Raw genomic sequence first — 25347 nt, 5'->3', positions numbered from 1 at the left:
GAGCTTATCGCTTCATCCTATGATAATCTGTCACTTATGATAATTGGTTTATACAAGGATTAGTATTTATTAAAATTTATATCCATGTCGCAAGTTGCTTCCTAGCTGCATTCATAGGCTATTCTGTAGCGGAATTGTCAATAAATCAAAACGATGCCGAAAGTACTGACTCTCAAAATTCAGAAAGTGCGATTAAACCACAAAATCCAGATGTAAATGCAAGTAAATCATCTCGCTATGAACAAGAGAATAGCTCTCTTCGAGTACCCGCACAAAACGTCATCAATGAAAGCGTGAATGCAAATTTAAACAAGCTTGAAAAAGACATAACAAAACTAAAAAAGGCCTTAATTGAGAGAAAAGCAATGCATGCAGAATTGTTAAATAAGCATGAAACGCTCAACAGGAGTCTAGAGGATTTAGGAGAAATATCTCCAAGAGTTTTTGCTGATTATGTATCTGAGCCCTTTGATTTACTTTTAGCTAAGTTTAACCAAACTGAATATGAGGCATTTAAAGGGTTCTTTCGTTCTGAAGAAAAAAACTCACAAACTTATAATTATGAGGCTTTAATTGGTAACTTCTTTGCAACTCAAGAAACTGAGCATTCTATAGAGCTACATAAAGTGGATTGTAGATTAAAACAATGCAAACTTTTTCTTTCTGAGTCAGAACGCAACGCTATATTCAAATCAGTAGACTTACTACAAAGACAGGGTTGGGCATCAGACTTCATTGTAAATGGCTTTATGTCATACACTTACGATAACAATGGTGTTTTGAACTCGGCATTTATATTGTCCTATCTCTTGCCGGCTTCGTCAGGAATTGAAACCAATGAATAGAATATTTCAATTAGGTACAATTTCTTTATCGTTGACACTAGGGTTCTTCGCTAATCTTCATTTGCAGGACCATTCACATCAAGCTAATCTCAAGGCGACTTCAACTGTTTCAGCTGTTACCTCATTACGAGCAATAGAAAGCACTAATTTGAGTAATGACATTGAGGAGTTGACTGATAAAGAGCAATCCAAGTCAGTTCATGAAGGTTTGGTAACAGAAAATAGGTTGATTACTGACACTCAACAAAAACAGCAACTTGATAACGCTTATCAGCAACAAGTAACACGCCTTCGTATCGAACTTATAACTCTTAATAGCGAATATACAAACCTCAATAACAGGTATCGTGCTGCAAAAGCAAGGTTGGATGCTCTAAAAGAAGCGACCTCGTACATTGACCCTCGATTAATTGGGACTTCTTTTGAATCGCTACAAGACCACCTATCAGCACAGGAGTGGCTTGACTATAAAGTGTTTAATGAAATGGATGATTCAGACTCATCGTCTTATGAGCTGCAGACGCTTTTGAGTGACTACTTCATTCTTCATGTAAATGGCGACGTGACTCGCTTACATTCAAGTGATTGTAAACAATTTGTGTGCGTCCTGCATTTGTATAGTAATGACTTTAGCGAATCATCGCATTTACTTGAGTCGATAAATGGGGTGACCAAAGACTACCAATTAGAATTACGTTCATTTAAAAGCTTCTTTATTGAAGAAGGTGCGTTTCAAAATGAAGATTTTGAATATGCAATTTTAGTGAAGATTATAGCTCGGAAAAAATGACTACAACTTAGTGACATACAAGAGCAGACACTCTTTTTTGATTTTTTTAAGGACTTTGTATGAGTTTTAAAACCTAGGCTCTCAAGCCCTCTCTTGAGATTCAACAAATTGCTAAATGTAAAAAGTAATAAACACTTCACGGTTTGAAGAGTAGCACATTATTTAATACATCTAACTAAGAGGCGTCTAGGAAATTTGTGGCGATTCAGTCATCGAAATGGTGAAAACCAAAAAGACTGAGTTGCTTTTTGTTGCCTCTATTTTACGCCAACTTAAATTAGGTGGCCGTGCTGCAGTAGTTGTGCCCGACGGTGTGTTATTTGGCTCATCAAAAGCCCACCAACAATTACGCCAAGAGTTGATTGAAAATAACCAGCTTGAAGGCATAGTCAGTTTACCTAGCGGAGTGTTTAAACCCTATGCCGGTGTTAGCACCGCTATTTTGTTTTTCACCAAAGGAGGCAGTACTGAGCGCGTATGGTTTTACGACCTATTAGCCGATGGTTATTCCCTCGACGACAAACGCAGTGAACTTAAAGGCGAAGGCAGTAACGACTTGCCAGATGCTAAAGTCAAATGGCTGCAATATCGCGAGTTGGTCATGAGCAATGCACCAGCAACAGACATCGAAAAAGCCTTTGGTGATAAAACGCAAAAAGCCTTTGTGGTGGATGCCAAAGATATCATCAGCAATAAGTTTGACCTTTCTATCAATCGCTATAAAGAAGTGGTTTATGAAGAGGAAGAGTATGAAAATCCTAAAGTCATACTTGAAAAGTTGAAAGTTCTGGAAAGCGAGATTATGGCTGATCTTGATGAGTTGGAGAGAATGCTGTGATAAAGATTGGTAGTAGCGAATCATTACCCAAAGGATGGCAATGGTGCGAAGCTAATGAAATCATGGATGTTCGGGACGGAACACATGATTCGCCAAAACCAACGGGCACAGGCATCCCTTTGGTTACTTCAAAAAACTTAGTTAATGGAAAAATAGACTTTTCAACTTGTACTCATATATCAGAAACAGATCATGAATCCATATCAAAACGTTCAGCGGTAGACAATGGCGATATCCTGTATGCCATGATAGGTACGATAGGTAATCCTGTTGTAGTTGAAAAACAATTCGAATTTTCAATTAAGAATGTTGCTCTGTTTAAATTTACAAAAAGTAATCATGTTTATAATCGCTTCATTTTCCATTTCTTAAACTGTGAATTAGCCATCAGGCAGTTTCAGAGTAATTCTAGAGGAGGTACACAAAAATTTGTTTCCTTGGGAAATATTCGTACTTTACAAATCCCTCTCCCCCCACTAGCCGAACAAAAACGCATCGCCGCCATACTCGACAAAGCCGACGCCATCCGCCGCAAGCGCCAACAAGCCATCCTACTCGCCGACGACTTCCTCCGCGCCGTGTTTTTGGATATGTTTGGCGATCCGGTTACCAATCCGAAGGGGTGGGAGGTTAGGGATTTGAAGGACATTGCAAAAATTCAAATAGGACCATTTGGTACTCAGTTACACAAAGAAGATTATATTGAAAATGGAATCCCATTAATTAACCCAACTCATATTGTTAAGGGAAATATAGTACCGAAATCTAACCGAACCATATCTGAAATAAAGCACGGCTCTCTTCCGGAGTATCATTTGAAAGTTGGTGACATAATCATGGGTCGAAGAGGTGAAATGGGACGTTGTGCAATTGTCAATGACGCGGAAAACGGTTGGATGTGTGGCACTGGGAGCTTGTATATCAGACCGAAGAAAGTGGGAGTGTTTTCAGAATACTTAAATAAGCTTCTTTCAAGCCAAGCAATTAAAAATCATTTGGAGTCAGAATCACAAGGGGCAACCATGGCAAACTTGAATAAAACAATTGTCGGTAATATTCAAATACCTGTACCAAGTGATGAAGCTATAAGACAATTTACATTGCTAAAAGTAAAATTTTTAAACTTAGCAAAATCTTTATCGGAGTTTAGAAATGAAACGATTTTTGAATCACTAAGCCAAAAAGCCTTTTCCGGCCAACTCTAATTATACTAATAACAAGGACGTTAATATGTCAGATAAATTTAACCTTTATGATGTTTATGAACAGAACTTAAATTTTCTTTTTGGTGCTGGTGCATCATTCGGCTTTTTACCAACATTGGCATTAAGTATCAAAAATACTGATGGAGAATCCTATACATTTGAGACTCTGGCAAAAGCGTTAGATAAAGAAAATACGAACAACCTCTATACATTGCTGTTCATGCAATATTATAAAACATGTATTCAGCCTGGGCTACCTAAGCCTGTTGTTGGAAGACGACGTCGTAGTCTTGTGTTAAATGAGTATAAGAAATTTTTAGCTATTTTATTGTCAGCGTTAGAAAAACAAAATCGAAATGATAAAAAATGCAATATTTATACAACCAATTATGACTATTGCTTTGAAGTTTCAGCAGATGCCTTGTTAACAGAGCAAGCTGTCAATTGTGTGGTTAACGATGGCAGTGCTGGTTTTCAGCAACGTAGATTTCACACTAAAAACTATAATAACCGAGTTTTGCAGCAAGGTATTTTTGATAAACACGCTGAATATATACCTCAAATTAACATTCTTCACCCGCATGGTTCAGTTTATTGGCAAAAAGAGGCGCAGGGCATCGCTGTTAATTATGGGCATACGCCCTATGAAATTGAATTTGATGCTGAACAACTAAGGTTGCTAACAGCATTTGAAGAAATAGTTAATGACGATAGCAAGGTTTTAGAGGACTTAATTCAGTTTGGTGGTGAATTTATGGAAGATTGGACATTACTACGGACTGCCGAATTTTGGGAGCATTACGATGCTATCCCCATCGTTAATCCAACCAAATGGAAGTTCCATGAAACTGTATTTGAAGAAGCTTATTATCAGATACTTCGTCACCTCAGCTTTGAACTAGAACGCCCAAATTCAGCTCTAATAACTTTTGGCTTCTCGTTCGCTGACGAGCATATATTACATTTGGTACAGCGTTCACTCTCTAACCCAAGTTTGACGGTTTATATCTCTTGTTTTAACGATGATGAAAAGCGTGAAATGCGCAAAAAGTTTAAGGGTTATAACAATGTTAAATACATCACAATTGATGAGGACTTGACTTTTACTCGTTTTAATAAACGTGTATTTACTCTTAAAAAGGTCGATGAGTAAATGAGTATTGCTATTGGCGAAGTTATATCGGTTAAGGGTGTCAATATTGTTATTGAGCTTTATGATGAGTCAAATAAAGAAACCCTTTTTTATGATGGTGAAAAATTTAAAGGCGTATCAATACAAGAACACATTCTGATTAAACGTGGATTTAAAGATATTGTTACACTGGTGCAGGGCGAGTTTTTGGATGAACGCATTAAGTCTAAAGATGGCAAAAGTTATGTTAGAAAAGTCGAATTAAAACCTATTGGTTTTTATCATCAAAATGATTTTTCTGAAGGTATAAAACATCTACCAATGATCCGTGATGTTGCTTATTTGATGAATGAAAATCAAGTTAGGCAAATATATGGTGAGCCGGATGAAAGTTTCGTTGTTGGTGAAATTTTAAAAGAAGAATTACCTATATCGTTGCCTTGGTCAAAGCTATTCAATACGCATATAGGTGTATTTGGTAATACTGGTAGTGGAAAGTCAAATACCCTGACAAACCTATATACAACATTATTTAAAAATAAGTTAGAGCAACTAAATGACAAAAGTCATTTTGTGGTAATTGATTTTAATGGTGAATATACCGGTAACCAACTTGTAGATAACCCTGAACACAAGAACGTTTACGACTTAGACACACGATCAAGCGAAGGTGATAAGTTCCCATTGAGTGAAAATGTCTTTTGGGATGAAGAAGTATTTGGCATTTTGTTTAAAGCTACTGAGAACACCCAGAAGCCTTTTTTGAAACGAATTGTTTCGGGCAGGGAACGGTTTAAAGATACGCAGGATAGTCTTGAGCATTATACTAAGAAAACTATTACTAGAGCACTTACTAGTACATCACCCAAAAAGGAATTTGCAGAGCTAATTAGGGAAATTGCTGGCATTGTTGCTGCCGACGATTTGAAGAGCACAATTATGCAATTAAGTTGGCATAGCAAAAATAGTAATTTTTATTATTTAAATACTAGCATTGTTTTAAATGGTGGCGATGATGATGACACTTATCAACAATATTTTAGTGCTCATGTAGAGGATATTCAGGTAGAACAACTAAGTCCTTTTCGGGAGTTGAAATTAAGGGTAAACCTGCAATTACTGTCTGATTTGATAAGCGGATACGTTCAGTTTGAGCATATTCAACCATTACTCAAACGAGTTGAATCCTCTATTAAATCACTCGAACGTGTTTTTTCAATTGGAAACAACCCTGAAAATAGCTTGCTAACTGTGGTATCGCTTCGAAAAACGAACCAAGAAGTTAAAAAGATTATCCCGCTTTTATTGGCTAAGTATTATTACGGGAGCCACAAAGACAGAGTTATTGAAGATAGTCCACCAAAGCACACCTTTCATATGATCATTGATGAGGCTCACAATATATTATCAATGCAATCCAATCGAGAAAGTGAAAGCTGGAAGGATTATAGATTAGAATTATTTGAAGAAATTATTAAAGAGGGTCGAAAATTTGGCTTTTATTTAACTTTATCAAGCCAACGACCTGCTGATATCTCAGCAACGATAATGTCGCAGATACACAATTTTTTTATTCATAGACTGGTAAACGATAGGGACTTGTTACTGCTTGATAATTCTATAAGTACATTAGATTCATTATCGCGCTCTATGATCCCAAATCTGTCAAAAGGCTGCGCGGTAATCACAGGGACATCATTTGATATTCCGATGGTGGTGCAATTCAAGTCGCTACCCAAAGAGCATCAACCTGATAGTGGGGATGTTGATTTGAAAGGGCTATGGGGTAACTAAGGAAAATTATGGCCAGAGCAATAGAGAAATGTGAATTAGCACTATTTAAGTATAATAAAATTAGGTTTACTTTTGTGCCTTTGAACGCTGGTGAGCAACAAATACTCACTAGTGATCCTTGGTCATTTTTAAGCTCTTATCTTCAAGTAAGACTTAATAATACTAGGGGTAATAACAGAATAAAAATAGAACGGGCTATATATTACGCGGGGCTAGCCGAAGATTTTTATAACGCTGCGTCAGTCAGTCCTCTGCCGGCGAAGGGGGCACTGTTATATTATGGCATGCTCGACCTTGTTAAATGCTACCTCAGCCTCAATAATGTGCCCTTGGAATCCACTCATGAGCACCACGGCCTTATATTACCAGTCGGTAAAAAACAAGAAATTGATGTAAAAGGGAAGATGAAAGGAGCTGTGAACATCTTCTATGAATTTACAAAGCTATTAGGAAAACCGATTAAAACTTCTTCAACCATCCAATTTCAGCAAGCGCTATCCCATATTCCAGAAGTGCACAGTATCTATACAAGCCTAGGCCATTTAGAAAAGCGAAAGTTGCTGCCTGTGGAAATAGAATTTCAGGTTAATGACGCAAAGGATAAAATATTTACTGAAATCATTTTTCAAAAAGAGCAAGAAGCAAAGGTAGAAGTCTCAAAGTTTTATAAAAACTCAAGAAAGACCTATTTCAAAGAGGGTTTTCCCAGAGAAAATAGAATCGTCTATAGAGCAGCAAAAAGAAAATCTTTCACTCAATCTAACATCCACAGAATCTATAAAAATATTTTAGCTGAATACAAGAAGCTGGACGTAGTACCAATATTGACGAAACAAGGTTATAGATATTATGCTGACCTGCGCCCAGGGGAACTACCCCAGTTATCCTACACCTTGCTTGCTATGTTCTACTTAGGTAGTGCTGCTAGGTATAGACCGCTTGAAGTTAAATCATTACTTGAGGGCGAATTGAGGCCTTTAGTAAGTGAATTTGCAAGCTTGTCTCCAAAACAGTTTTTATATCAAATGGTATCACTGACTACAGAAAAGGAGTGTGTTATTCCATTTGCTGCGATTTAAATCCATGGAAAGCTGATATCGCCTAAATACTCTTAAATTGATATAGAAAAGGCTACCTCACCACAAGTAGCCCTTTTTACAAAGTCACAATCTTAATTAAAGTCACAAACTTTATTAAAACAGTCACAAACTTAATTACAGATCATCATCATTCAGCAAAATCCCGATAACTATCCAAATCAGGGCATGAGCAGATCAAGTTTCTATCGCCATACACATCGTCAATTCGATTCACTGTTGGCCAAAACTTGTCTTTTGCGACAGCATCAACTGGATAAGCAGCTAGCTGTCTGTCGTAGCTTCTATCCCAATTGCTGTCACAGATATCGGCTAGTGTATGCGGTGCGTTGTGCAATGGGTTATCCGTTGCATCCCACTCGCCGCTTTCTACTTTTGCGATTTCTTCTCGTATGCAAATCATCGCTTCAATAAAGCGGTCCAATTCAGCTAAAGCTTCGGATTCCGTTGGCTCAATCATCAATGTGCCAGCAACCGGGAAGCTCATAGTTGGCGCGTGGAAACCATAGTCGTTCAAACGCTTGGCCACATCCATCTCAGTTACGCCAGATGCTTCTTTCAATGGACGTAGGTCGATTATACATTCGTGAGCAACACGGTCATTATTGCCTTTATACAAGACTGGGTAATGACCTTCTAATTTCTTCGCCACATAGTTTGCATTCAAAATCGCGACTTCTGATGCTTTTTTCAAACCTTCACTACCCATCATTTTGATGTACATGTAGCTAATAGGCAAAATTGACGCGCTGCCCCATGGTGCAGCAGAAACTGCGCCATTGTTTGCTAAATCTTCGCCTGTACCACCGGCTTCTAAACCAACAACAGAATGGCTTGGTAAAAATGGAGCTAAGTGCGCTTTAACGCCGATAGGTCCCATACCCGGGCCACCGCCACCGTGTGGAATACAGAAGGTTTTGTGTAAGTTCAAGTGCGAAACATCAGAGCCAATCAAACCAGGCGAGGTAATGCCTACCTGAGCGTTCATGTTGGCACCATCCATGTAAACCTGTCCGCCAAATTCATGCACAATGTCACAAATTTCTTTTACCGTTTCTTCGTAAACACCGTGCGTTGATGGGTAAGTGATCATCGCGCAACTCAAGTTATCTTTGACTTCTTCCGCTTTGGTGCGCAGGTCGTCTAAGTCAACGTTACCTTTTGCATCACAGTTAACCACTACAACCTTAAGACTCAGCATCTGTGCAGACGCAGGGTTGGTTCCATGAGCAGATTGTGGGATCAGGCACACATTTCTGTGACCTTCACCTCGACTCTGGTGATAACGAGTAATGGCTAGTAGGCCAGAGTATTCGCCTTGTGCACCAGAGTTTGGCTGCATTGATAGTGAATCGTAACCAGTAATATCAATCAACCAATCACTCAGCTCATCAATCATTTCTTTATAACCTTGGGCTTGATCAATTGGCGCAAACGGGTGCAACTGACCAAATTCAGGCCACGTCACAGGAATCATTTCGGCTGTTGCGTTGAGCTTCATGGTACAAGACCCCAATGAAATCATACTGTGATTAAGCGCAAGATCTTTGTTTTCAAGCGACTTAATATAGCGCAACATTTCAGTTTCTGAATGATAGCTGTTAAATACTTCATGTGTTAGGAAGTCAGTTGTTCTCACTAGTTCTTGCGGTATAGATTCAGAACCATTTTCAACGATAGCCGCGTCCAAGGCTGCGATATCTAAACCATGATTGTCACCTACCAATACAGCGAACAAATCATCGATATCAGTACGAGTAGTGGTTTCATCAAGACTGATACCAACGGCTCCGTCCAAATCAGCTCTGAAGTTCATACCTTTTGCAGTCGCTTTACTTAACACTTCTGCTTTGTTAGCTACTTTCACAGTGATGGTATCGAACCAAGTTGTGTGAGCAAGCTCAAGACCTTTTTGAACTAGGCCCGCAGCGAGAATGTCGGTAAAACGGTGTATGCGATTAGCTATTGTTTTTAAGCCTATCGGGCCATGATATACCGCGTAGAAGCTTGCCATGTTTGCTAGTAAAACTTGAGCCGTACAAATATTCGAATTGGCTTTCTCACGACGAATGTGTTGCTCTCTTGTTTGCAGAGCCATTCTCAACGCTGGACGGCCGCGCGTGTCTTTTGACACACCAATAATACGGCCCGGTAATGAACGTTTGTAAGAGTCACGAGTTGCAAAGAATGCTGCGTGTGGACCACCATAACCCATTGGTACACCGAAACGCTGCGCACTACCAAGTACGACATCAGCGCCGAGCTCACCGGGAGGTGTCAACATGGTAAGTGCCATCAAATCTGAGGCAACGGCAACAATTCCTTTATTTGCTTGAACGTCAGCTATCACTTTGGAAATATTTTTAATTTCGCCAGTTGAGCTTGGATACTGCAATAACACACCGAATACATCGTGGTTTGCTGCTTCCAATGCGTGACCAACGATCACTTCAAAACCAAACATTTCAGCACGTGTTTTTACTACATCAAGTGTTTGCGGATGAACGCCTTGAGACACGAAAAAGCTATTTGACTTTTTGTTTTTAGATACGCGCTTAGCAAGACCCATTGCTTCCGCGGCAGCCGTTGCTTCATCTAACAGAGAAGCAGATGCCAATGGCAAACCAGTTAAGTCAATTGTCACTTGCTGGAAGTTTAGGATCGCTTGCAAACGACCTTGCGCAATTTCTGGCTGGTAAGGTGTATACGCCGTATACCAACCTGGGTTTTCAAGTACATTTCTAAGAATAACGTTAGGCGTATGCGTATTGCTGTAGCCCATGCCGATGAACGAACGATTGATGACGTTCTTTTTGGCAACGGCTTTTAGCTCAGCTAAGGCATTCACTTCAGTTTGCGCTTCACCTACTTTTAAAGGTTCAGGTAAACGAATGCCGGCCGGCACAGTTTGTTGCATTAAATCATCTAATGAATCCGCACCGATGAAATCCAACATAGACGCCATTTCGTCACGGCCAGGGCCAATATGACGACGAATAAAGTCGTTTGGTTGCTCTAAATCTAGCAAAGAAACTGGGGTATTTGATGTACTCATAAATTGGCGACCTAAAAACAAATTTGAAAATAAAAATCAAAGCGCCACTGAAAAAGCGGCGTCTTGACTCAAGGCTTGCAGCCTTTATGTTTGTTTGCGGAGTTGTTCAGTAAAGAATATTAAGTAAAACCAAGTCCGCTAAAGAAGCGTTTTATTCTTCTTCGATTGAGCCTTCGTATGCTTCTGCATCCATTAGGCCTTCAACTTCAGCAGGATCTTCTGCTTTTACTTTAAATAACCAACCATCACCGTAAGGGTCAGAGTTAACCAATTCTGGCGAATCTTCTAATTGCTCGTTTACACCAACAATTTCACCAGTAAGAGGAGAGTAAATGTCAGAAGCCGCTTTTACAGATTCAGCAACAGCGCAATCATCTCCGGTAGTTACCGCATCACCTTCGTCTGGCAAATCAACAAACACCATATCACCAAGCAAATCTTGGGCGTGTTCAGTAATACCGACAGTGAAAACACCATCGCCTTCAGGACGAACCCATTCGTGAGTGCTCGCATAACGTAAATCAGTTGGTATATTGCTCATAATCTTTCCTAGCTATTAGTCAGTTGTTCTTATTCGTTTAGGCATATTGCAAACAGTCGTTTGCTATAGCACGCTTTTTCCATTTCGCACGAAACTTGGTTTTACTACATTAACTGTAACCAATTTTTTGCGCATTTCCACCTCTACCGTGCCATCAATTTCAGTGCCAGCCGGAACGCGCGCCATGGCGATACTGTGGCCCAATGTTGGAGAGAAGGTACCAGAAGTAATAACACCTTCACCGTTCGCAGCAATTACTTTCAAACCAGCACGCAGTACACCTTTATCTGTCATCACTAAACCAACAAGTTTATCGTGGCCTGCGGCTTTTTGAGCTTCAAGCGCTTTACGGCCAACAAAGTCACGCTCTGCTGGTTCCCATGTAACGGTCCAAGCCATGTTTGCCGCTAAAGGCGATATTGTTTCATCCATGTCTTGGCCATATAAGTTCATACCAGCCTCAAGACGAAGCGTATCGCGAGCGCCTAAGCCGCAAGGCACGACACCGACAGCAAGCAACTGATCCCAAAATTCTTCAGCTCGCGCTGCTGGAACCATAATTTCGTATCCGGCTTCGCCGGTATAACCCGTTGTTGCAATAAACAAGTCTTCAGCTTGCACACCAAAGAAAGGTTTCATGTCAGCAACCGCCTCTTTTTGAGCTGCTGAAAACAAACTCTGCGCTTTTGCTTGAGCTGTTGGCCCTTGAACAGCAATCATGGCGAATTCATCACGTTCAGTAATGGTCACGTCAAAGCCATCCGCAATCTTGTTCAACCAGTTTAAATCTTTTTCTTTGGTTGCCGAGTTCACAACCAAGCGATAGTTCGTTGCTTCGAAGTGATACACAATCAAATCATCGACAACACCACCCGCTTCATTCAACATACCGCTATAGAGCGCCTTGCCTTTGGCTTGTAGCTTTTCAACATCGTTAGCTAACAAGTAACGCAAATAAGCTTTCGCCTCTGCACCAATCACATCAACAATCGTCATGTGCGACACGTCAAACATACCCGCATCTTGGCGAACGGCATTGTGCTCTTCAATCTGTGAGCCGTAATTAATCGGCATATTCCAACCGAAAAAATCAACCATTTTAGCGCCAGCTTTAATATGCGCGTCGTATAGTGCAGTCGTGTTCATTTTTGATCTCTCGCTATCGATTTAATGCATCAAAGTATATGGAGTGCCCCCCTACTTTTCTAATTAAAAGTCCTAATGAATACATTTACTTTTTAAATGTATTCACTACAATGCATTAAAACTACTGATAAAAATATCCCTTGGTGAAAAGTCGATGGGCTTGAAGCATTTTGAGCATGCATTGCGATCCCAAAGGCGGAAATGTAAAAAGCTGATGCACTTAAAGTACGGCATGTAGCAAAGTGTCAATCGGCAGGACGCCGATTGCCAAGCGACCCATGGATGGGCCTGAAGCGCCTTTGCTGCATGCTTTGTGACCATCATACTGCGATGAAAAGCTGATGCACTTGAAGCACGGCATGTAGCAAAGTGTCAATCGGCAGGACGCCGATTGCCAAGCGACCCATGGATGGGCTTGAAGCGCCTTTGCTACATGCCGTGCTTTAAGTGTGTTAGCTTTTATTAGCTTTTTAGCTTTTGAGCTTTTGAGCTTTTGAGCTTTTGAGCTTTGAAATATCACAAAGGAAAACTAATGAAACAACTATCACTGGATAATTTGCGCACCTTTGTGACCATAATCGAGCTAGGTGGCTACAATAAAGCAGGCGAGTTATTAGGTCGTTCACAGCCCGCTATCAGCCTGCAGATAAAAAAGCTAGAAGGTCAGCTCGGCAAGAAGCTCTTTGATAAAGTTGGTCAACGTTACCAAGCCAATGCCGATGGTCAATGGTTATTTGAACAAGCCAAACAGATGTTGGCGATCAATGACGACATCTTCCGACACTTAGAACAAGATACCTTGCGCGGTCGTCTGCGTCTTGGCATTCCCAGCGAATTTGCTTCTCGTTTGTTGCCTAGCATTATCGGCGAGTTCAGCGTGCGCTATCCAGACGTATCACTCGATGTGACGTCAGCCTTGAGTAGACAATTATTAAACAACAATAAGCGCAATGACTTCGACCTCATTCTAGCCTTGGTTAACCCAGACGAACCTATGGAAGGAGAACTATTGATTGAGGATGAACTGGTCTGGGTGGGTGATAACAAACAAGCGATGAACACGAATAACCTGTCACTGGTGTTGGCGCCCGACGGCTGCGTGTATCGTTCGAGAGTCATTCAACAGTTAAAACAACAAACCAAAGCATGGAAAATTTCTTACACCAATGCTGACTTGTACGGCTTGATCGCGGCTATTAAACAAGGTTTAGGTGTGACTGCATTGGCAAAAAGCAGTGTGCCGCCAGAGCTAGATATCATCAAAAATAAACGGCTTCCGCCCTTAGGCAAGATCAAGATTTGTTTGTTCAACCAAGACACACAACACCCGCAAGTCAGCCTGACTTTGGCGGACTACATTCGGTCAAGAATCACTTGAAAATTGTACTCCTTGCCTGCTTGCTCTATCACTTCTAATAACTGCGGATGAGAGATGTGATAATCGATGGCGTAAAGCGAAACTGGGCTAGGCAGGCTAGATTCACGAGCATCTAGTGTAAAGTCATAGACTGTCGCCTTAGAACGTCCAGCTTTCGCTAGTTCAACAATATTCACCTCTCGAATAAAAGACCATTTCACACTGGCTTTTTTGTAATCATTCACCCACGTGATCCTTTCAGCGTCAATACTGAGCGAATTACGTCGAGTGAATAGAAGTTTCAACCAGTAAACGCAGCAAATAGCGAAAAATACAGAACAACTGATTGCCAACAGAACAAAACGAAAGCTTAACTTAATGGCCTCATAGTCGAACCAAGCTAACACACCAAACAAGGCGCATAACAGTGTCGTTAGTAATGCTTTGATGAGTATTGGTTGACTGTTGTAAGGTACTTTTATATTAATATCGGACAATCTATTTTCCATGACGACTAAACACATTTATTTGATACTAGGATGTTCTCACTCATTCATTAATGCTGAAGTTCACTCAGCTGTATTTTCTGCTGATTCAAGATGCCACCCTCTCTGTCTCTTGCTGTGAGTATAATTTTGGACTGCAAAAGCGCATCAGCCCACTCAACATTCACTTCACCAAAATTAGTGTCTCTAACCACAGAACCTTGCCTGAATGTATTGCCTTCATTCACGGGGGTAAACTGTCGCGTAATGTCACTAGAGGTAAAATCCCAGATTGGATATGGCACTTCTGATCCCAATTCACCGCTATCTTTGGAAATTTCCATTAAATGTCGGTCACCGCTCAAAAATACAACGCCGTTAGCTTTAGTTTCGCCAATCAAGCGATACATTCTTTCACGCTCATGAGGAAAGATCCCCCAGCCTTCCCATGAATGCTCGTAAGCAACAAATTGAATACTACTGACAATAAAACGAACGTCGGCAGGCTTAAGCAACTCCTGCTCTAGCCAAGCCCATTGCTCTAGTCCTAAAATTGTTTTGCTTTTGTCCGTAACCGGTAAATAGGGCCCCTTGTTCTGCGGTCTACCTTGCGGATTCATGTTAAGTGGGTCGCGGTGATATCGAGTATCTAATACAATGATTTGAATGCGATTCCCTGCATCCTCAAGCATGCGAGAGTGGTAAATGCCAGCTTGCTGTCGGATAGGATCGTCTTCGGCAAATTCAAAGAAATCGAGAAACGCTTCTTGTGATTCTTTCTTCAGTGGAAACTCTTTTCCTGCGTCGTTGGCACCATAATCGTGATCATCCCAAGTGCCCAACATCAATGGTACTTGTTTACGGAAAGCAGCGAATTCAGGTATCGCGTTAGCTAAAGCATAAGCCTCTTCGAAGCGTTCTTTTGATTGCGCTGGATTTTTTTTGCGTTTGCCATCGACCATATAGATATCAGCATAAACATTATCACCAATAAACAAGAATACATCGGGCTGAGTCTTTGCTATTTCGGTCCAAACGGCTTGAGGCTCATACTGATTTGCACAGGATGCAAATGCTAGCGTAAATACACTAACTTCGCTTTGATCGTCAGATGATGGGGCTGTACCGGAACTGCATGCAACAGACAGGCACAAAAAACTCAAGGCAGCGACAAGATGCTTTTTCATCCTTAAAAATCCTTTAATTCCATGAAAACTATTAATAAAAAGAATTGAGCGCCATAAATACAATGAAACCCCTATGGCGTGATAGTACATAAATGATAGTAGGATTTTGTGACATGTCGAGGATTTCATGTCATTCAAATCAATACACAGTGGTGATATTTCATACAATTGTCTACTAATCTTGCCAAAGCGGTGAAGATCTCAATATTTCATCGTATACTGCTATAAAAACAAGAATGGCGGAAACATGTTGAAACTCCTAAGCAAGTACCTATTTTTATTCATTACCATATCGATTATTTCGGTTGCTCATGCAGCTCCCGGCGCCAAAGCGCCAAACAAGACTAGCGACGAAGGAGAAGGACCTTATGAGCGCCTTATCCTGCGTGGTGTGACCGTGGTCAATGGTGAAGGTGCGCCACCTATGGGCCCTGTTGATATTGTGGTTGAAGGTAATCGTATCACTAACATTGTCAGTGTCGGTCACCCTGGCGTGCCTATTAAGGCGAATAAACGCCCTAAAATTCAAGAAGGTGACAAAGTCTTAGAGTTGGAAGGCTATTATGTGTTACCCGGCTTTATTGATATGCATGGCCATATCGGTGGTTCGGCCGACAATATCCCTGCTGAATATGTCTTTAAATTATGGCTAGGGCACGGTATTACCACTGTTCGAGAACCAGGCAGCTTTAACGGTTTAGACTGGGTACTTGATCATGCTAAGCGCAGTGAGAAAAACCAAATCGTTGCACCACGCATTGTTCCTTACCTTGGCTTTGGTATGGGTAGCAAAGAGCCTATTTTCACTGCAAAACAAGCGCGTGATTGGGTAAAGAATGCAGCAAAGCAAGGGGCAAAAGGTCTTAAGTTCTTTGGTGCGACACCAAAAGTGATGACCGCCGCACTCGACGAAGCTAAAAAACAGAATATTGGTACTATGATGCACCACGCGCAACTGAACGTGATGAGCATGAATGTATTAGACAGCGCTCGCTTAGGCTTAACCACAATGGAACATTGGTATGGATTGCCTGAGGCATTATTTGAAGCGCAAACCATACAGAATTATCCAGCAACCTATAATTACAATAACGAACAAGACCGCTTTGCTGAAGCTGGAAAGCTTTGGAAACAAGCTGCGCCTTATGGTTCAGAAAAGTGGAATGCGGTTCGTGATGAACTCATTGATCTTAATTTCACGATCAATCCAACCATGACAATTTATCAAGCCAGCCGTGACTTAATGCGTGAACGAAATGCTGACTGGCATAAAGATTATACGCTACCGACTTTATGGGAATTCTTTAAGCCAAGTCGGTATGCGCACGGTTCATACTGGTTTGATTGGACAACTGATGAAGAGATTGAATGGAAAGAAAACTTCCGTCTTTGGATGCAGTTTCTAAATGATTTCAAAAATCACGGTGGTCGCGTTACAACGGGTTCTGACTCGGGTTACATTTACAAGATTTATGGCTTTGGGTACATCAGCGAACTAGAACTTTTACGTGAAGCTGGATTTAACCCTTTTGAAGTTATTCAAGCCGCCACACTGAATGGCGCAGAAGCCTTGGGCATGGCAGATGAAATTGGTTCAATCAATATTGGTAAGAAAGCCGATATGCTGATCATCAAAGAAAACCCTTTGCGCAACTTTAAAGTGTTGTACGGCACTGGGCACTATCGTTTGAATGAAGATAATCAACCAGTTCGTTCAGGTGGGGTCGATTACACAATCAAAGACGGCATTGTCTATGACGCCAAAGCATTGCTTGCCGATGTAAGAGCGATGGTAGAAGCGGCGAAGGCAAGTGAAAACTCAACACAAGAGAGTCAATAAAGAGAATGTCCAACCCCTTATTATTTGTTGCAACCTGTTTAATATGGGGTTCGACTTGGATAGCAATTAACTATCAAATTAATGTCATCGATCCAGCGGTATCGGTGGCTTTTAGATTTACGATTGCTGCTTGTATTTTAGGTGCGTGGTGCTGGTTAAAAAAACTCCCCATGCGCCTTTCTTGGCAAACCCACAAGAAACTTATATTAGTGGGCGTCTTATTTTACACCCTCGACTACTCTTTTCTCTACGCTGCTCAACAACACATTATTAGCGCCTTACTCGCCCTGCTAAGTTCTAGCGTTATTTATATCAATGTAGTATTAAGACGCTTGCTACTTGGAAAACCTATGCGATTAGAAGTCGTGGTGGGCGCAACTTTTGGTTTATCCGGTATCTTTATGATATTTATTCCAGAGTTTGAAGCCTTGAGTGTAAACCAAGGCTTAATGATAGGTTTATTGTTTGCTGCCGCCTCATTTTTGAGTGCGGGTATTGGCAATGTAGTTTCGGAAAAGATCCTCGACGCCGGAACCCCCGTCATCCAAATGAACTTCTATGCAATGAGCTACAGTTTAAGTTTTACCTTCGGTTTCGCTTTATTTAGTGGCGCCGATTTCACATTGCCCACTACGCCAAGTTATTACTATGCCTTGCTTTATTTAGCCATGTTTGGCTCGGTACTTGCGTTTGGAGCTTACATGAAGCTTCTGCAGCAAATAGGTTCCGATAAGGCTGCGTATGTAGTTTTAGTTTACCCCATTGTCGCCTTGGCTATTTCGACGCTATTTGAGGGCTATCAATGGACGCTTCTATCGGCTATTGGTGTGCTCATTGTTCTTTTTGGGAATGCCGTTGCGATGGGTAAAGTCGCTATGTTTAAACGTACTGAAGTTGGCATATAGTTGGCCCCGCGTGTATTTGTCCTACTTTGCTAAGTCTGGCAGTTTACCCGCGCTGCCCGTTGCTTGCTGAATAAAGAAGTGTTTAATCGGCTGAATAGAGTTTGCACCAGCAAGACCGAGTCCTCTGGCTAATTTAAGCGGAGCAAACGTACCGCTGAACATGCGCTTAAAGCCTTCCATCGTCGCGATCACCTTCATTGCTTCTGCTTTTCGCCAGCGCTCATAAGCTCGCAAAGACTTCAGTGTATGAAAAGGCTTATTCTCAGCCTTTAAACGGGTCAGTTCCTGAACCAATGACGCAACATCAAGTAATCCAAGATTCGCCCCCTGCCCCGCCAGTGGGTGAATGGTATGGGCGGCGTCTCCAACTAAAACAATACCGTCGCTCACCCATTGTTGCGCGTATTGCATTTTCAACGGATAGTGAAAACGAGGGGTAATGAGTTCACATTTACCCAAGTGGTTATCTAGGGCTACTTGTAGGGATTGACAAAAAGCCTCTTCATTTAGCGCGAGCAAATCTTCTGCAACGTCAGTATCTTGTGACCAAACGATAGAACAGGTGTTTGGGTCGCTGAGAGGCAAAAATGCCAGAGGTCCATGGGGTGTGAATGCTTGTCTAGCCACCAGTTGATGTGCTTCTTGAGTTTTCACATTTGCAACAATCGCGATATGGTCATAATCCCATGAGGTCACCGCAAATTTTGCCTGTTTGCGTACGAAGGAATTTCCCCCGTCAGCGCCCACCAGCAATTTACACATCACCATCTCGCCACTTTCGAGTTGAATAAGCTGCTGCCCATCTCCTTGGTTCAAAGATTGGATTTTTTGTTCTTCTAATACCGTTAAATTAGGTAGTAATTTACCCGCTTCAAACAAAGCTTGCGTGATCACAGTGTTTTCGATGATGTGACCCAAGTTATCGATCTGATTTTCACTTGCTGAGAAATGTATCTCACCAAAGCTTTGGTCTTCCCACACATGCATAGCTGAATACGCTTGCATGCGTTGTATGTGCTCCCAAGCGCCGAGATTTCGAAAAATACGCTCACTTGCTTTGCTGATTGCGCTGACTCGTGGAGAAAAAGCGTCTTCAGGCACTGACTCAAGCTTCGCTGCATCAATCACTGCTACATTAAAATCAGCTTGAACCAATCCTAAAGCCAGTGTTTGACCTGCGATACCTGCGCCAACAATAGCAACATCTACACTCAACATTTTTATATTAACCTCATTCTAGCGCTTACCCATTGCAAAGGAGGCTAACTTATCTTTGAACACCGGCGCATGATTCAACGCAAACAAACTGATGTTTCTCCCCACAACGAAGGGGAAATGCTGATTTGAAAAAATACGAACTAAGCCATCGGTTGCCTGAATAACACTACTTTTGTCTTTCTCTCGCAGTTGCTTGTACGAATGTGTTATTTCAAACGTACCCGGGTCAGGCGGTATTGCATCTTGTTTTTGGATGCACTGTAAATAACCATCAATATCTCTTACCCCCAAGTTGAAGCCCTGTCCCGCGATGGGGTGCAAGCTCTGTGCTGCGTTGCCCATGCAAATTACGCGGTGGGAGGCGAATATCGGTGTTTTTACGAGCATGAGAGGATAAGAATGTCGAGGTGATGTTGCTACTATTTTACCTAGCTTGTCACCGAAGAGTCCTTGTAATTCTAGCAAGAACGCCTTATCACTCAACGCCGTGATTTGCTTGGCATTCTCTGTTTGAGCAGTCCAAACTAAGGACATTTGATTGCCGCCTTCCGTTTGCATCGGTAACAGTGCGATAGGACCCTGCGAGGTAAAACGCTCGAACGCACGGTTATGATGAGAACGTTGACAAAGCACGTTGGCTATAATGGCACTTTGCTGATAGGCGTCAACCTCATGAGAAAGTTTAAACAAGCCCCGTGTTGGCGATTGAGCACCTTCAGCAACAATCACTAGCTTCGCTTCTAGCAGCAGTGTCTGCTTACTCGCCTTTTGCTCTGGTGTATTATCAAAGTCTTCAAACGAGCTGTTAATTAAGGTCAAGCTGGTCGACGATTCGCCTCTTTCTAACTCAGTAATTTTAAATGGGCTTAAATAATCAACTCGACTTGATTCAATTAGCTTCAAAAGATGCGTGCCCATATCAGCCAGTGAGACAACATGCCCCATACTCGCCTCATCATTATTCAAAGCGCCAATAGCATTTTGAGCTTTTAACTGAACCTGTCCAAGATGTCCACGATCTGAGACGTGAATATGCTTTATTGGACAGCTTGTGATTGTGTCCATATCTATGCCGAACGCTAACAGCTGTTGGTATGACTCTTGTGCTAAAGCAACGACTCGAGTATCAAAACTGGGGTGAGTTTGATTTCCAGTTGAGCTTGTTTCAACCTTACTGTTGCTTGATACTTCTAGTGGTTTTGCTTGCGTGTCTTGAGCGAATGCTTCCACGACAGCGATTGAGTAGCCAGTATGATTGCTCAAAGCCAAAGCGGCGGCGCACCCGACGATGCCGCCACCTGCAATTACAATGTCATAGCTTTGCTTTGTCATTAAGTTTTCGTCACTTATTTCGCCATCAGCGCTTCAATGTCATCAATTTCTTTGGGCGCATTTTCCGTTAAATTTCTGTGGCCTGTTTCAGTCAGCACGATATTATCTTCTATACGAATACCTATCCCCTTGAACTTCTGTTCAACGTCGGCCGACTCTGGAATATATAATCCTGGTTCAACTGTCATCACCATGCCCGCTTCCAAGGGACGATCTTCACCGTTAATTTTATAAATACCCACATCGTGCACATCTAAGCCCAGCCAGTGACCTAGTCCATGCATAAAGAAAGCTCGCCACGTTTCATTTTCTATATTTGACTCGAGTGTGCCGCTCAAAATACCCAGCTCTAGTAGACCCTCAACTATCACTCTGACACAGGCTTGCATCGCTTCAGATATTGTTTTACCTGGAATAAGTACATCAAGCGCTGCTTTTTGGCTGTCCAACACTAATTGATAGAGTTTTTTTTGTGTATTGTTAAATTTACCATTCACCGGAAAGGTACGCGTGATATCCGCAGCATACCCGTGTAGCTCGCAACCGGCGTCAATCAATACTAGATCGCCATCATGCAACTCACTGCAATTTTCAGTGTAATGCAGAATACAGGCGTTATCACCGCTTCCCACAATAGTTCCATAAGCCGGATAGCGTGCGCCGTTCATGGCAAACTCATGATGCAATTCAGCTTCTAAGTGATATTCAAACTTACCCGGTGCGCTAAATTGCATTGCACGGCGATGAGCTTGGCAAGAAATGCTAGCAGCCTCTTGCATGACAGTGATTTCTGCGTCTGACTTGATTAGCCGCATACCATGAATCAAAGGTTGGATATCGTGTACATGATTTGGTGCGAGTTTCGTTTGTTTAGGGGCATTGCGGCATTCAGCCAATGCTAACGAAATAGTCGACTCAACCGCAGGTCTATCGTCAAAGGAATAATATAAATGCTGATGTCCATCGATAATGTCTGCAAGATACTCATCAATTTCTTCAACATCAAAAGCGTGACTGACTTGAAGAGCTTTTTTAGCCGCTTCAACACCGAGTCGCCTTCCGTGCCAAACCTCAGCAAATGCATCAGTGGGTTGAACAAACATATATGAAGTTTCAGCTTGTTTGTCCGAGGTACCTTTGTTCGATAATAGCAAATAGGCTTCAGGCTCGTTGAAACCGGTCAGGTACCAAAAATCGCTATTCTGCCGAAACGGATACTCAGTATCATTGCTACGAGTCACCAAGCTGTTGGCTGCCACGATGCACAAACTATTGGGTTCACATTGAGAGAGTAATGCTCGTCTTCGTTCAGAAAATTCAGCAGCGCTAATCGCCATGAATAGATGTCCTTTTTTTAGATTTAGTGCACAGAGGTAGAACTGGTGTTGTCATCAATGAGCGGTTTTCCTAACTCATTGAAGCAAAGCATTGCGGTAATGCGCACATACTCCATCACCTCAAATAAAGCTTGCTCTGATTCCTCATCATCATTCATTTCTTCATCCATGCGAGCTATTTCGCTGAAGTCTTCCAAGGCTTCCTTCACATCTGCTGAGCAAGCTGTAAGGTCCGCTTGATGTAGGCCAAAGCCTAGCAGAAACCCTTGTACCCATACGAGCAATGCGGCGCCGCGTTCATTGATTGGTGCGGCATCATCAGGTAAACAGAGTTGGAGAGCGAAATCAGCGTCAAGGTATTGCTGACAGATCTCATTAAACAGATCGGTGATGTCAGTTTTGGCAGTGCCTGTAAAGCCATCGCCTTGATTAATAACATCACTCAATGCCTCTAACCAAGACTGGTCGTTCGCTGACATTCCACCCGCCAGCATACCGCACAATATTCCATGCACCTCTGACGCATCGACAATGATATTATTTTGCGAGAGCATCGCACTGAAGGTTTCATAACTTATTTCGTTTTTAGACACAGATCCATCCCACAATTCAATTGCTGCAATCCTACCAAAGCAGCAAGCAAAGGGAAATAAGCCAGAGGTATTGAAATCAAAAAGTGACCATAAAAAAAAGCCACAATCGAAGAAAGTGGCTTTTGCTCAACATGGTTTGTATCTTTGTCATTCAGCGTCTTGTTTTTACATCAGCGCGTTGATTATTGTTTTTACTTTTACCCGCGCTTTCTTCTGAAGGCAAGAGCAAGTGCTCCAATGCCAAGGAAAAGAATACTTCCAGGTGCTGAGGCTTCAACGACAGCTCGCACATTAGAAATGCCGCGGATATTACTAGGATCGCCGAATCGAGCAGCAGAGTTAGCCAGAGTTAAGCTAGGGCCATCTGGACTAAAGCCAAAAAAGCCTTCACTTTTTACCGTTGCACTGTACACAAGCTCTACGGTTTCATTAGCACCGATAAAGCCAAGGTTAAAATCTTCAACGCTTAATTCAGACCATGAATAAAGGCCATCGGATGCATCATCATCACTCAACGACACTCCCGTTTTGGTCAGTTGATTTGGCACAAGTTGTTGGAAGTTATTTTGGCCAAGCGTCTCAAACCTAGCAAAACTCGAGAAAATACTCATGCCACCGAATGTAATATCGATTTGATATTCAGCAGAGGCCGAAGCATCGTTTTGTGTGATGCAACCAGCATTATCAAATGGGCCTTCTTGTTCGACCAAAACAACTTCTTCAAGTGGAGAACAAAACGCTGAAAGTGAGCCTTGGTCAATTAAGAAGTCGAATAAAAAACTGTTTCCAGTATTGCCCGTTTCAATCGTATACGTTTGAGTGACGTTCGCTTCTGTATAATAATCACCGAAGCCCACCGAACTGAGAACAAAACCGTTGTCTCCACCTGCGATCGCATCCGATCTAGCATCAACTGGCAAGATACTCTGCATACCTTGGCTTAGTTCGTCGCTATCTCCGGGAATAAACGACCCAACCGATGTTGACGCGCTAGCTGTCGTTTGACCCGCTTGATTGGTTTCGGTGACTGGACCATCTGACACACTTAAAAAGTAACTCTTTGTCTCACTCGTGGCAGTTACGCTATAAGTTATGAGTTCTGCTTTGGAGTGCAGTGAAACCGTGCTGAGCAGGGCCAGAGCAATGCTGGTTTTTGCGAAGTTCTTCATAGTACATATTCCATATAAAACAATTGAATCATTCAATTTATGTGGTCTCTATCAAGTGCATGTTTGATCTAATCACGTACCAAACAGGCGCTTTGTTATGACACGAAATACTTTCGTATCAATCCCCATAACAAAGCAATTATTACACCAAAAGAATATATGCAAATAATATCAAACACTTATAGATATATTGACTATTCAAATTCCTGTGCATGTAAAAAAATCTGACAATAATTCGTATAGTTGTGATCTATTTTTCAATCGATTTTCAAAACAACTGTTCCTAATAACACTTCAATGCGAGTCCAGATTCATGTAATATCGCTTCCCCCTGATGAAAATATCATTAGGTTCTGCGCTTCCTGGAATGTTTGCACGTGCATTTCATGTTCCTGGCCGATGCTTAAAACTTAGGAAGTTGACACTATTGCTATTGTGTATGCTCGACCCGTATCGAGAAACCTGAGGCAATGTAGATACCTCCACCGTGTCCTTGTCGGCACACGGACGAAAAATGTATAGCGGCATTTTGGGAAGCACCAAATAAATCCTTCAAACAGTAGATCTGCAGGGAAATATCATGGCAGTGTTCAACTTCGGTTCGATCAATATTGATCACGTTTACTCTGTTCCTCATTTTGTTCAACCTGGCGAAACGCTCTCATCCAAAGATTACCAATCTATTCTAGGTGGTAAAGGAGCAAATCAGTCAGTAGCGCTAGCAAAAGCAGAGAATGACGTATTTCATGTTGGCGCAATTGGCAGCTCTGATGCCGCGTTCATCACCCAAATGAAAAGTGCAGGCGTCAATTGTGCGCATATTAGAGAAATGAGTGACGTTGCTTCGGGCCATGCGATAATTCAAGTGACACCGGACGCTGAAAACAGCATTATTTTGTTCGGCGGTGCAAATCAAACCTTAAGCCATGACCACATAGCAACTGCTTTGGCAACGGCCAAACAGGGTGACTGGGTATTATTGCAGAATGAAACGAATGCCATTGCAGACATCATAGATAAAGCACATGAACTTGGCTTAAATATCGCTTTCAATCCTGCCCCAATGACGGAGTCGGTGAAAAGTCTCCCATTACAAAAATTGAGTTTACTTGTCGTGAACGAAATTGAGGCTGAGCAATTGACCGGTTTCAATGACATTGAAAAAATGAAACAGGCATTGTTAGCGGCCTATCCATCGACCAATTTTGTAGTTACTTTGGGTAAACAAGGCGCTTGGTATATAAACCAAGAAACCTCAGCGTTTTGCGAGGCGTTTAAGGTCAAAGCGGTAGATACAACCGCAGCTGGCGATACATTTATTGGCTTCTTTCTGGCTGCCTTCCAACGTCAAGAAAGTGCTGAAGAAGCCTTACGTTATGCGAGTGCAGCCTCAGCCTTAGCGGTTACAAAAGCGGGGGCAGCCCCATCAATACCCAGTGCAAAAGAAGTACACGACTTCTTGATATCACAGAAATAATTAA

At 41.9% G+C, this 25347-nt stretch carries 20 protein-coding genes, 1 other RNA gene and 1 pseudogene; 12 read left to right on the top strand and 10 right to left on the bottom strand.

All coding sequences use genetic code 11. The features are described 5' to 3' along the window. The first annotated feature begins 134 nt into the window (after positions 1–134). The 7 genes and pseudogenes from RM556_RS04630 (at position 135) to RM556_RS04600 (ending at position 7683) form a co-directional block, all read left to right on the top strand. A complete protein-coding gene (locus RM556_RS04630; RefSeq protein WP_311373965.1) occupies positions 135–845 on the top strand; it encodes a hypothetical protein in 711 nt (236 codons plus the stop codon). Then, a complete protein-coding gene (locus RM556_RS04625) occupies positions 838–1635 on the top strand; it encodes a hypothetical protein (RefSeq protein WP_311373964.1) in 798 nt (265 codons plus the stop codon). Before RM556_RS04630 ends, RM556_RS04625 begins: the two co-directional genes overlap by 8 nt. Positions 1636–1852: 217 nt before the next feature. Beyond that, positions 1853–2473, top strand: a pseudogene (locus tag RM556_RS04620) (class I SAM-dependent DNA methyltransferase); the annotation flags it as partial. Beyond that, positions 2470–3678, top strand: a complete 1209-nt coding sequence (locus tag RM556_RS04615) for a restriction endonuclease subunit S (protein ID WP_311373962.1) — start codon at positions 2470–2472, stop codon at positions 3676–3678. The pseudogene RM556_RS04620 and the gene RM556_RS04615, both read left to right, overlap by 4 nt. 25 nt (positions 3679–3703) lie before the next feature. Next, a complete protein-coding gene (locus RM556_RS04610; RefSeq protein ID WP_311373961.1) occupies positions 3704–4831 on the top strand; it encodes an SIR2 family protein in 1128 nt (375 codons plus the stop codon). Further along, positions 4832–6604 carry an ATP-binding protein gene (locus tag RM556_RS04605; protein ID WP_311373960.1) on the top strand — a complete coding sequence of 591 codons (1773 nt, stop codon included), beginning with the start codon at positions 4832–4834 and terminating at the stop codon, positions 6602–6604. 8 nt (positions 6605–6612) lie between these two features. Then, positions 6613–7683 (top strand): YaaC family protein, encoded by a 1071-nt coding sequence (locus RM556_RS04600; protein ID WP_311373959.1) that lies wholly within the window; start codon positions 6613–6615, stop codon positions 7681–7683. A gap of 148 nt (positions 7684–7831) precedes the next feature. Here the strand turns inward: RM556_RS04600 and gcvP are convergent, their stop codons facing one another. The 3 genes from gcvP to gcvT form a co-directional block, all read right to left on the bottom strand. Then, positions 7832–10756 carry an aminomethyl-transferring glycine dehydrogenase gene (gcvP, locus tag RM556_RS04595; RefSeq protein ID WP_311373958.1) on the bottom strand — a complete coding sequence of 975 codons (2925 nt, stop codon included), beginning with the start codon at positions 10754–10756 and terminating at the stop codon, positions 7832–7834. Positions 10757–10907: 151 nt separating this feature from the next. Next, complete coding sequence (gcvH, locus tag RM556_RS04590; RefSeq protein WP_311362069.1) at positions 10908–11297, bottom strand: glycine cleavage system protein GcvH; 390 nt, start codon at positions 11295–11297, stop codon at positions 10908–10910. A gap of 63 nt (positions 11298–11360) precedes the next feature. Beyond that, on the bottom strand, positions 11361–12443 hold the full coding sequence (gene gcvT, locus RM556_RS04585; protein ID WP_311373957.1) for a glycine cleavage system aminomethyltransferase GcvT: 1083 nt from the start codon (positions 12441–12443) through the stop codon (positions 11361–11363). 532 nt (positions 12444–12975) lie between these two features. On the opposite strand from gcvT, the gene RM556_RS04580 reads away from it, so the two are divergent. Further along, complete coding sequence (locus RM556_RS04580) at positions 12976–13821, top strand: LysR family transcriptional regulator (protein WP_311373956.1); 846 nt, start codon at positions 12976–12978, stop codon at positions 13819–13821. Here RM556_RS04580 and RM556_RS04575 read toward each other — a convergent pair. Beyond that, on the bottom strand, positions 13797–14297 hold the full coding sequence (locus RM556_RS04575) for a hypothetical protein (protein ID WP_311362066.1): 501 nt from the start codon (positions 14295–14297) through the stop codon (positions 13797–13799). The genes RM556_RS04580 and RM556_RS04575 overlap by 25 nt on opposite strands. Before the next feature lie 59 nt (positions 14298–14356). Further along, positions 14357–15472 (bottom strand): alkaline phosphatase D family protein, encoded by a 1116-nt coding sequence (locus RM556_RS04570; protein ID WP_311373955.1) that lies wholly within the window; start codon positions 15470–15472, stop codon positions 14357–14359. Between the two features lie 247 nt (positions 15473–15719). Here RM556_RS04570 and RM556_RS04565 point away from each other — a divergent pair, with 247 nt between their 5' ends. Further along, complete coding sequence (locus RM556_RS04565; RefSeq protein WP_311373954.1) at positions 15720–17312, top strand: amidohydrolase family protein; 1593 nt, start codon at positions 15720–15722, stop codon at positions 17310–17312. Between the two features lie 5 nt (positions 17313–17317). Beyond that, a complete protein-coding gene (locus RM556_RS04560) occupies positions 17318–18217 on the top strand; it encodes a DMT family transporter (RefSeq protein ID WP_311362063.1) in 900 nt (299 codons plus the stop codon). Between the two features lie 21 nt (positions 18218–18238). On the opposite strand, the gene RM556_RS04555 is transcribed toward RM556_RS04560, so the two are convergent. The 5 genes from RM556_RS04555 to RM556_RS04535 form a co-directional block, all read right to left on the bottom strand. Next, a complete protein-coding gene (locus RM556_RS04555) occupies positions 18239–19435 on the bottom strand; it encodes an FAD-dependent monooxygenase (protein WP_311373953.1) in 1197 nt (398 codons plus the stop codon). 18 nt (positions 19436–19453) lie between these two features. Continuing rightward, positions 19454–20767 carry an FAD-dependent oxidoreductase gene (locus RM556_RS04550; RefSeq protein ID WP_311373952.1) on the bottom strand — a complete coding sequence of 438 codons (1314 nt, stop codon included), beginning with the start codon at positions 20765–20767 and terminating at the stop codon, positions 19454–19456. 14 nt (positions 20768–20781) lie between these two features. After that, positions 20782–22104: a Xaa-Pro aminopeptidase gene (pepP, locus tag RM556_RS04545; RefSeq protein ID WP_311373951.1), complete on the bottom strand. Its 1323-nt coding sequence runs from the start codon at positions 22102–22104 to the stop codon at positions 20782–20784. Between the two features lie 23 nt (positions 22105–22127). Beyond that, complete coding sequence (locus RM556_RS04540) at positions 22128–22697, bottom strand: UPF0149 family protein (RefSeq protein ID WP_311362059.1); 570 nt, start codon at positions 22695–22697, stop codon at positions 22128–22130. Positions 22698–22894: 197 nt separating this feature from the next. After that, entirely contained in the window at positions 22895–23866 is a 972-nt protein-coding gene (locus RM556_RS04535) for a PEP-CTERM sorting domain-containing protein (RefSeq protein WP_311373950.1), read from the bottom strand. A 356-nt stretch (positions 23867–24222) separates the two neighbouring features. On the opposite strand from RM556_RS04535, the gene ssrS reads away from it, so the two are divergent. Both ssrS and RM556_RS04525 read left to right on the top strand, forming a co-directional pair. Then, a non-coding RNA gene (ssrS, locus tag RM556_RS04530) (6S RNA) lies at positions 24223–24406 on the top strand. Between the two features lie 40 nt (positions 24407–24446). Continuing rightward, positions 24447–25343: a ribokinase gene (locus RM556_RS04525; protein ID WP_311362057.1), complete on the top strand. Its 897-nt coding sequence runs from the start codon at positions 24447–24449 to the stop codon at positions 25341–25343. Positions 25344–25347: the final 4 nt, after the last annotated feature.

It is taken from the genome of Alteromonas sp. W364 (assembly GCF_031846205.1).
GTDB lineage: Bacteria > Pseudomonadota > Gammaproteobacteria > Enterobacterales > Alteromonadaceae > Glaciecola > Glaciecola blandensis.
Note: the sequence above shows the minus strand (reverse complement) of the source record. Positions and strands in the feature narration are given on the sequence as shown.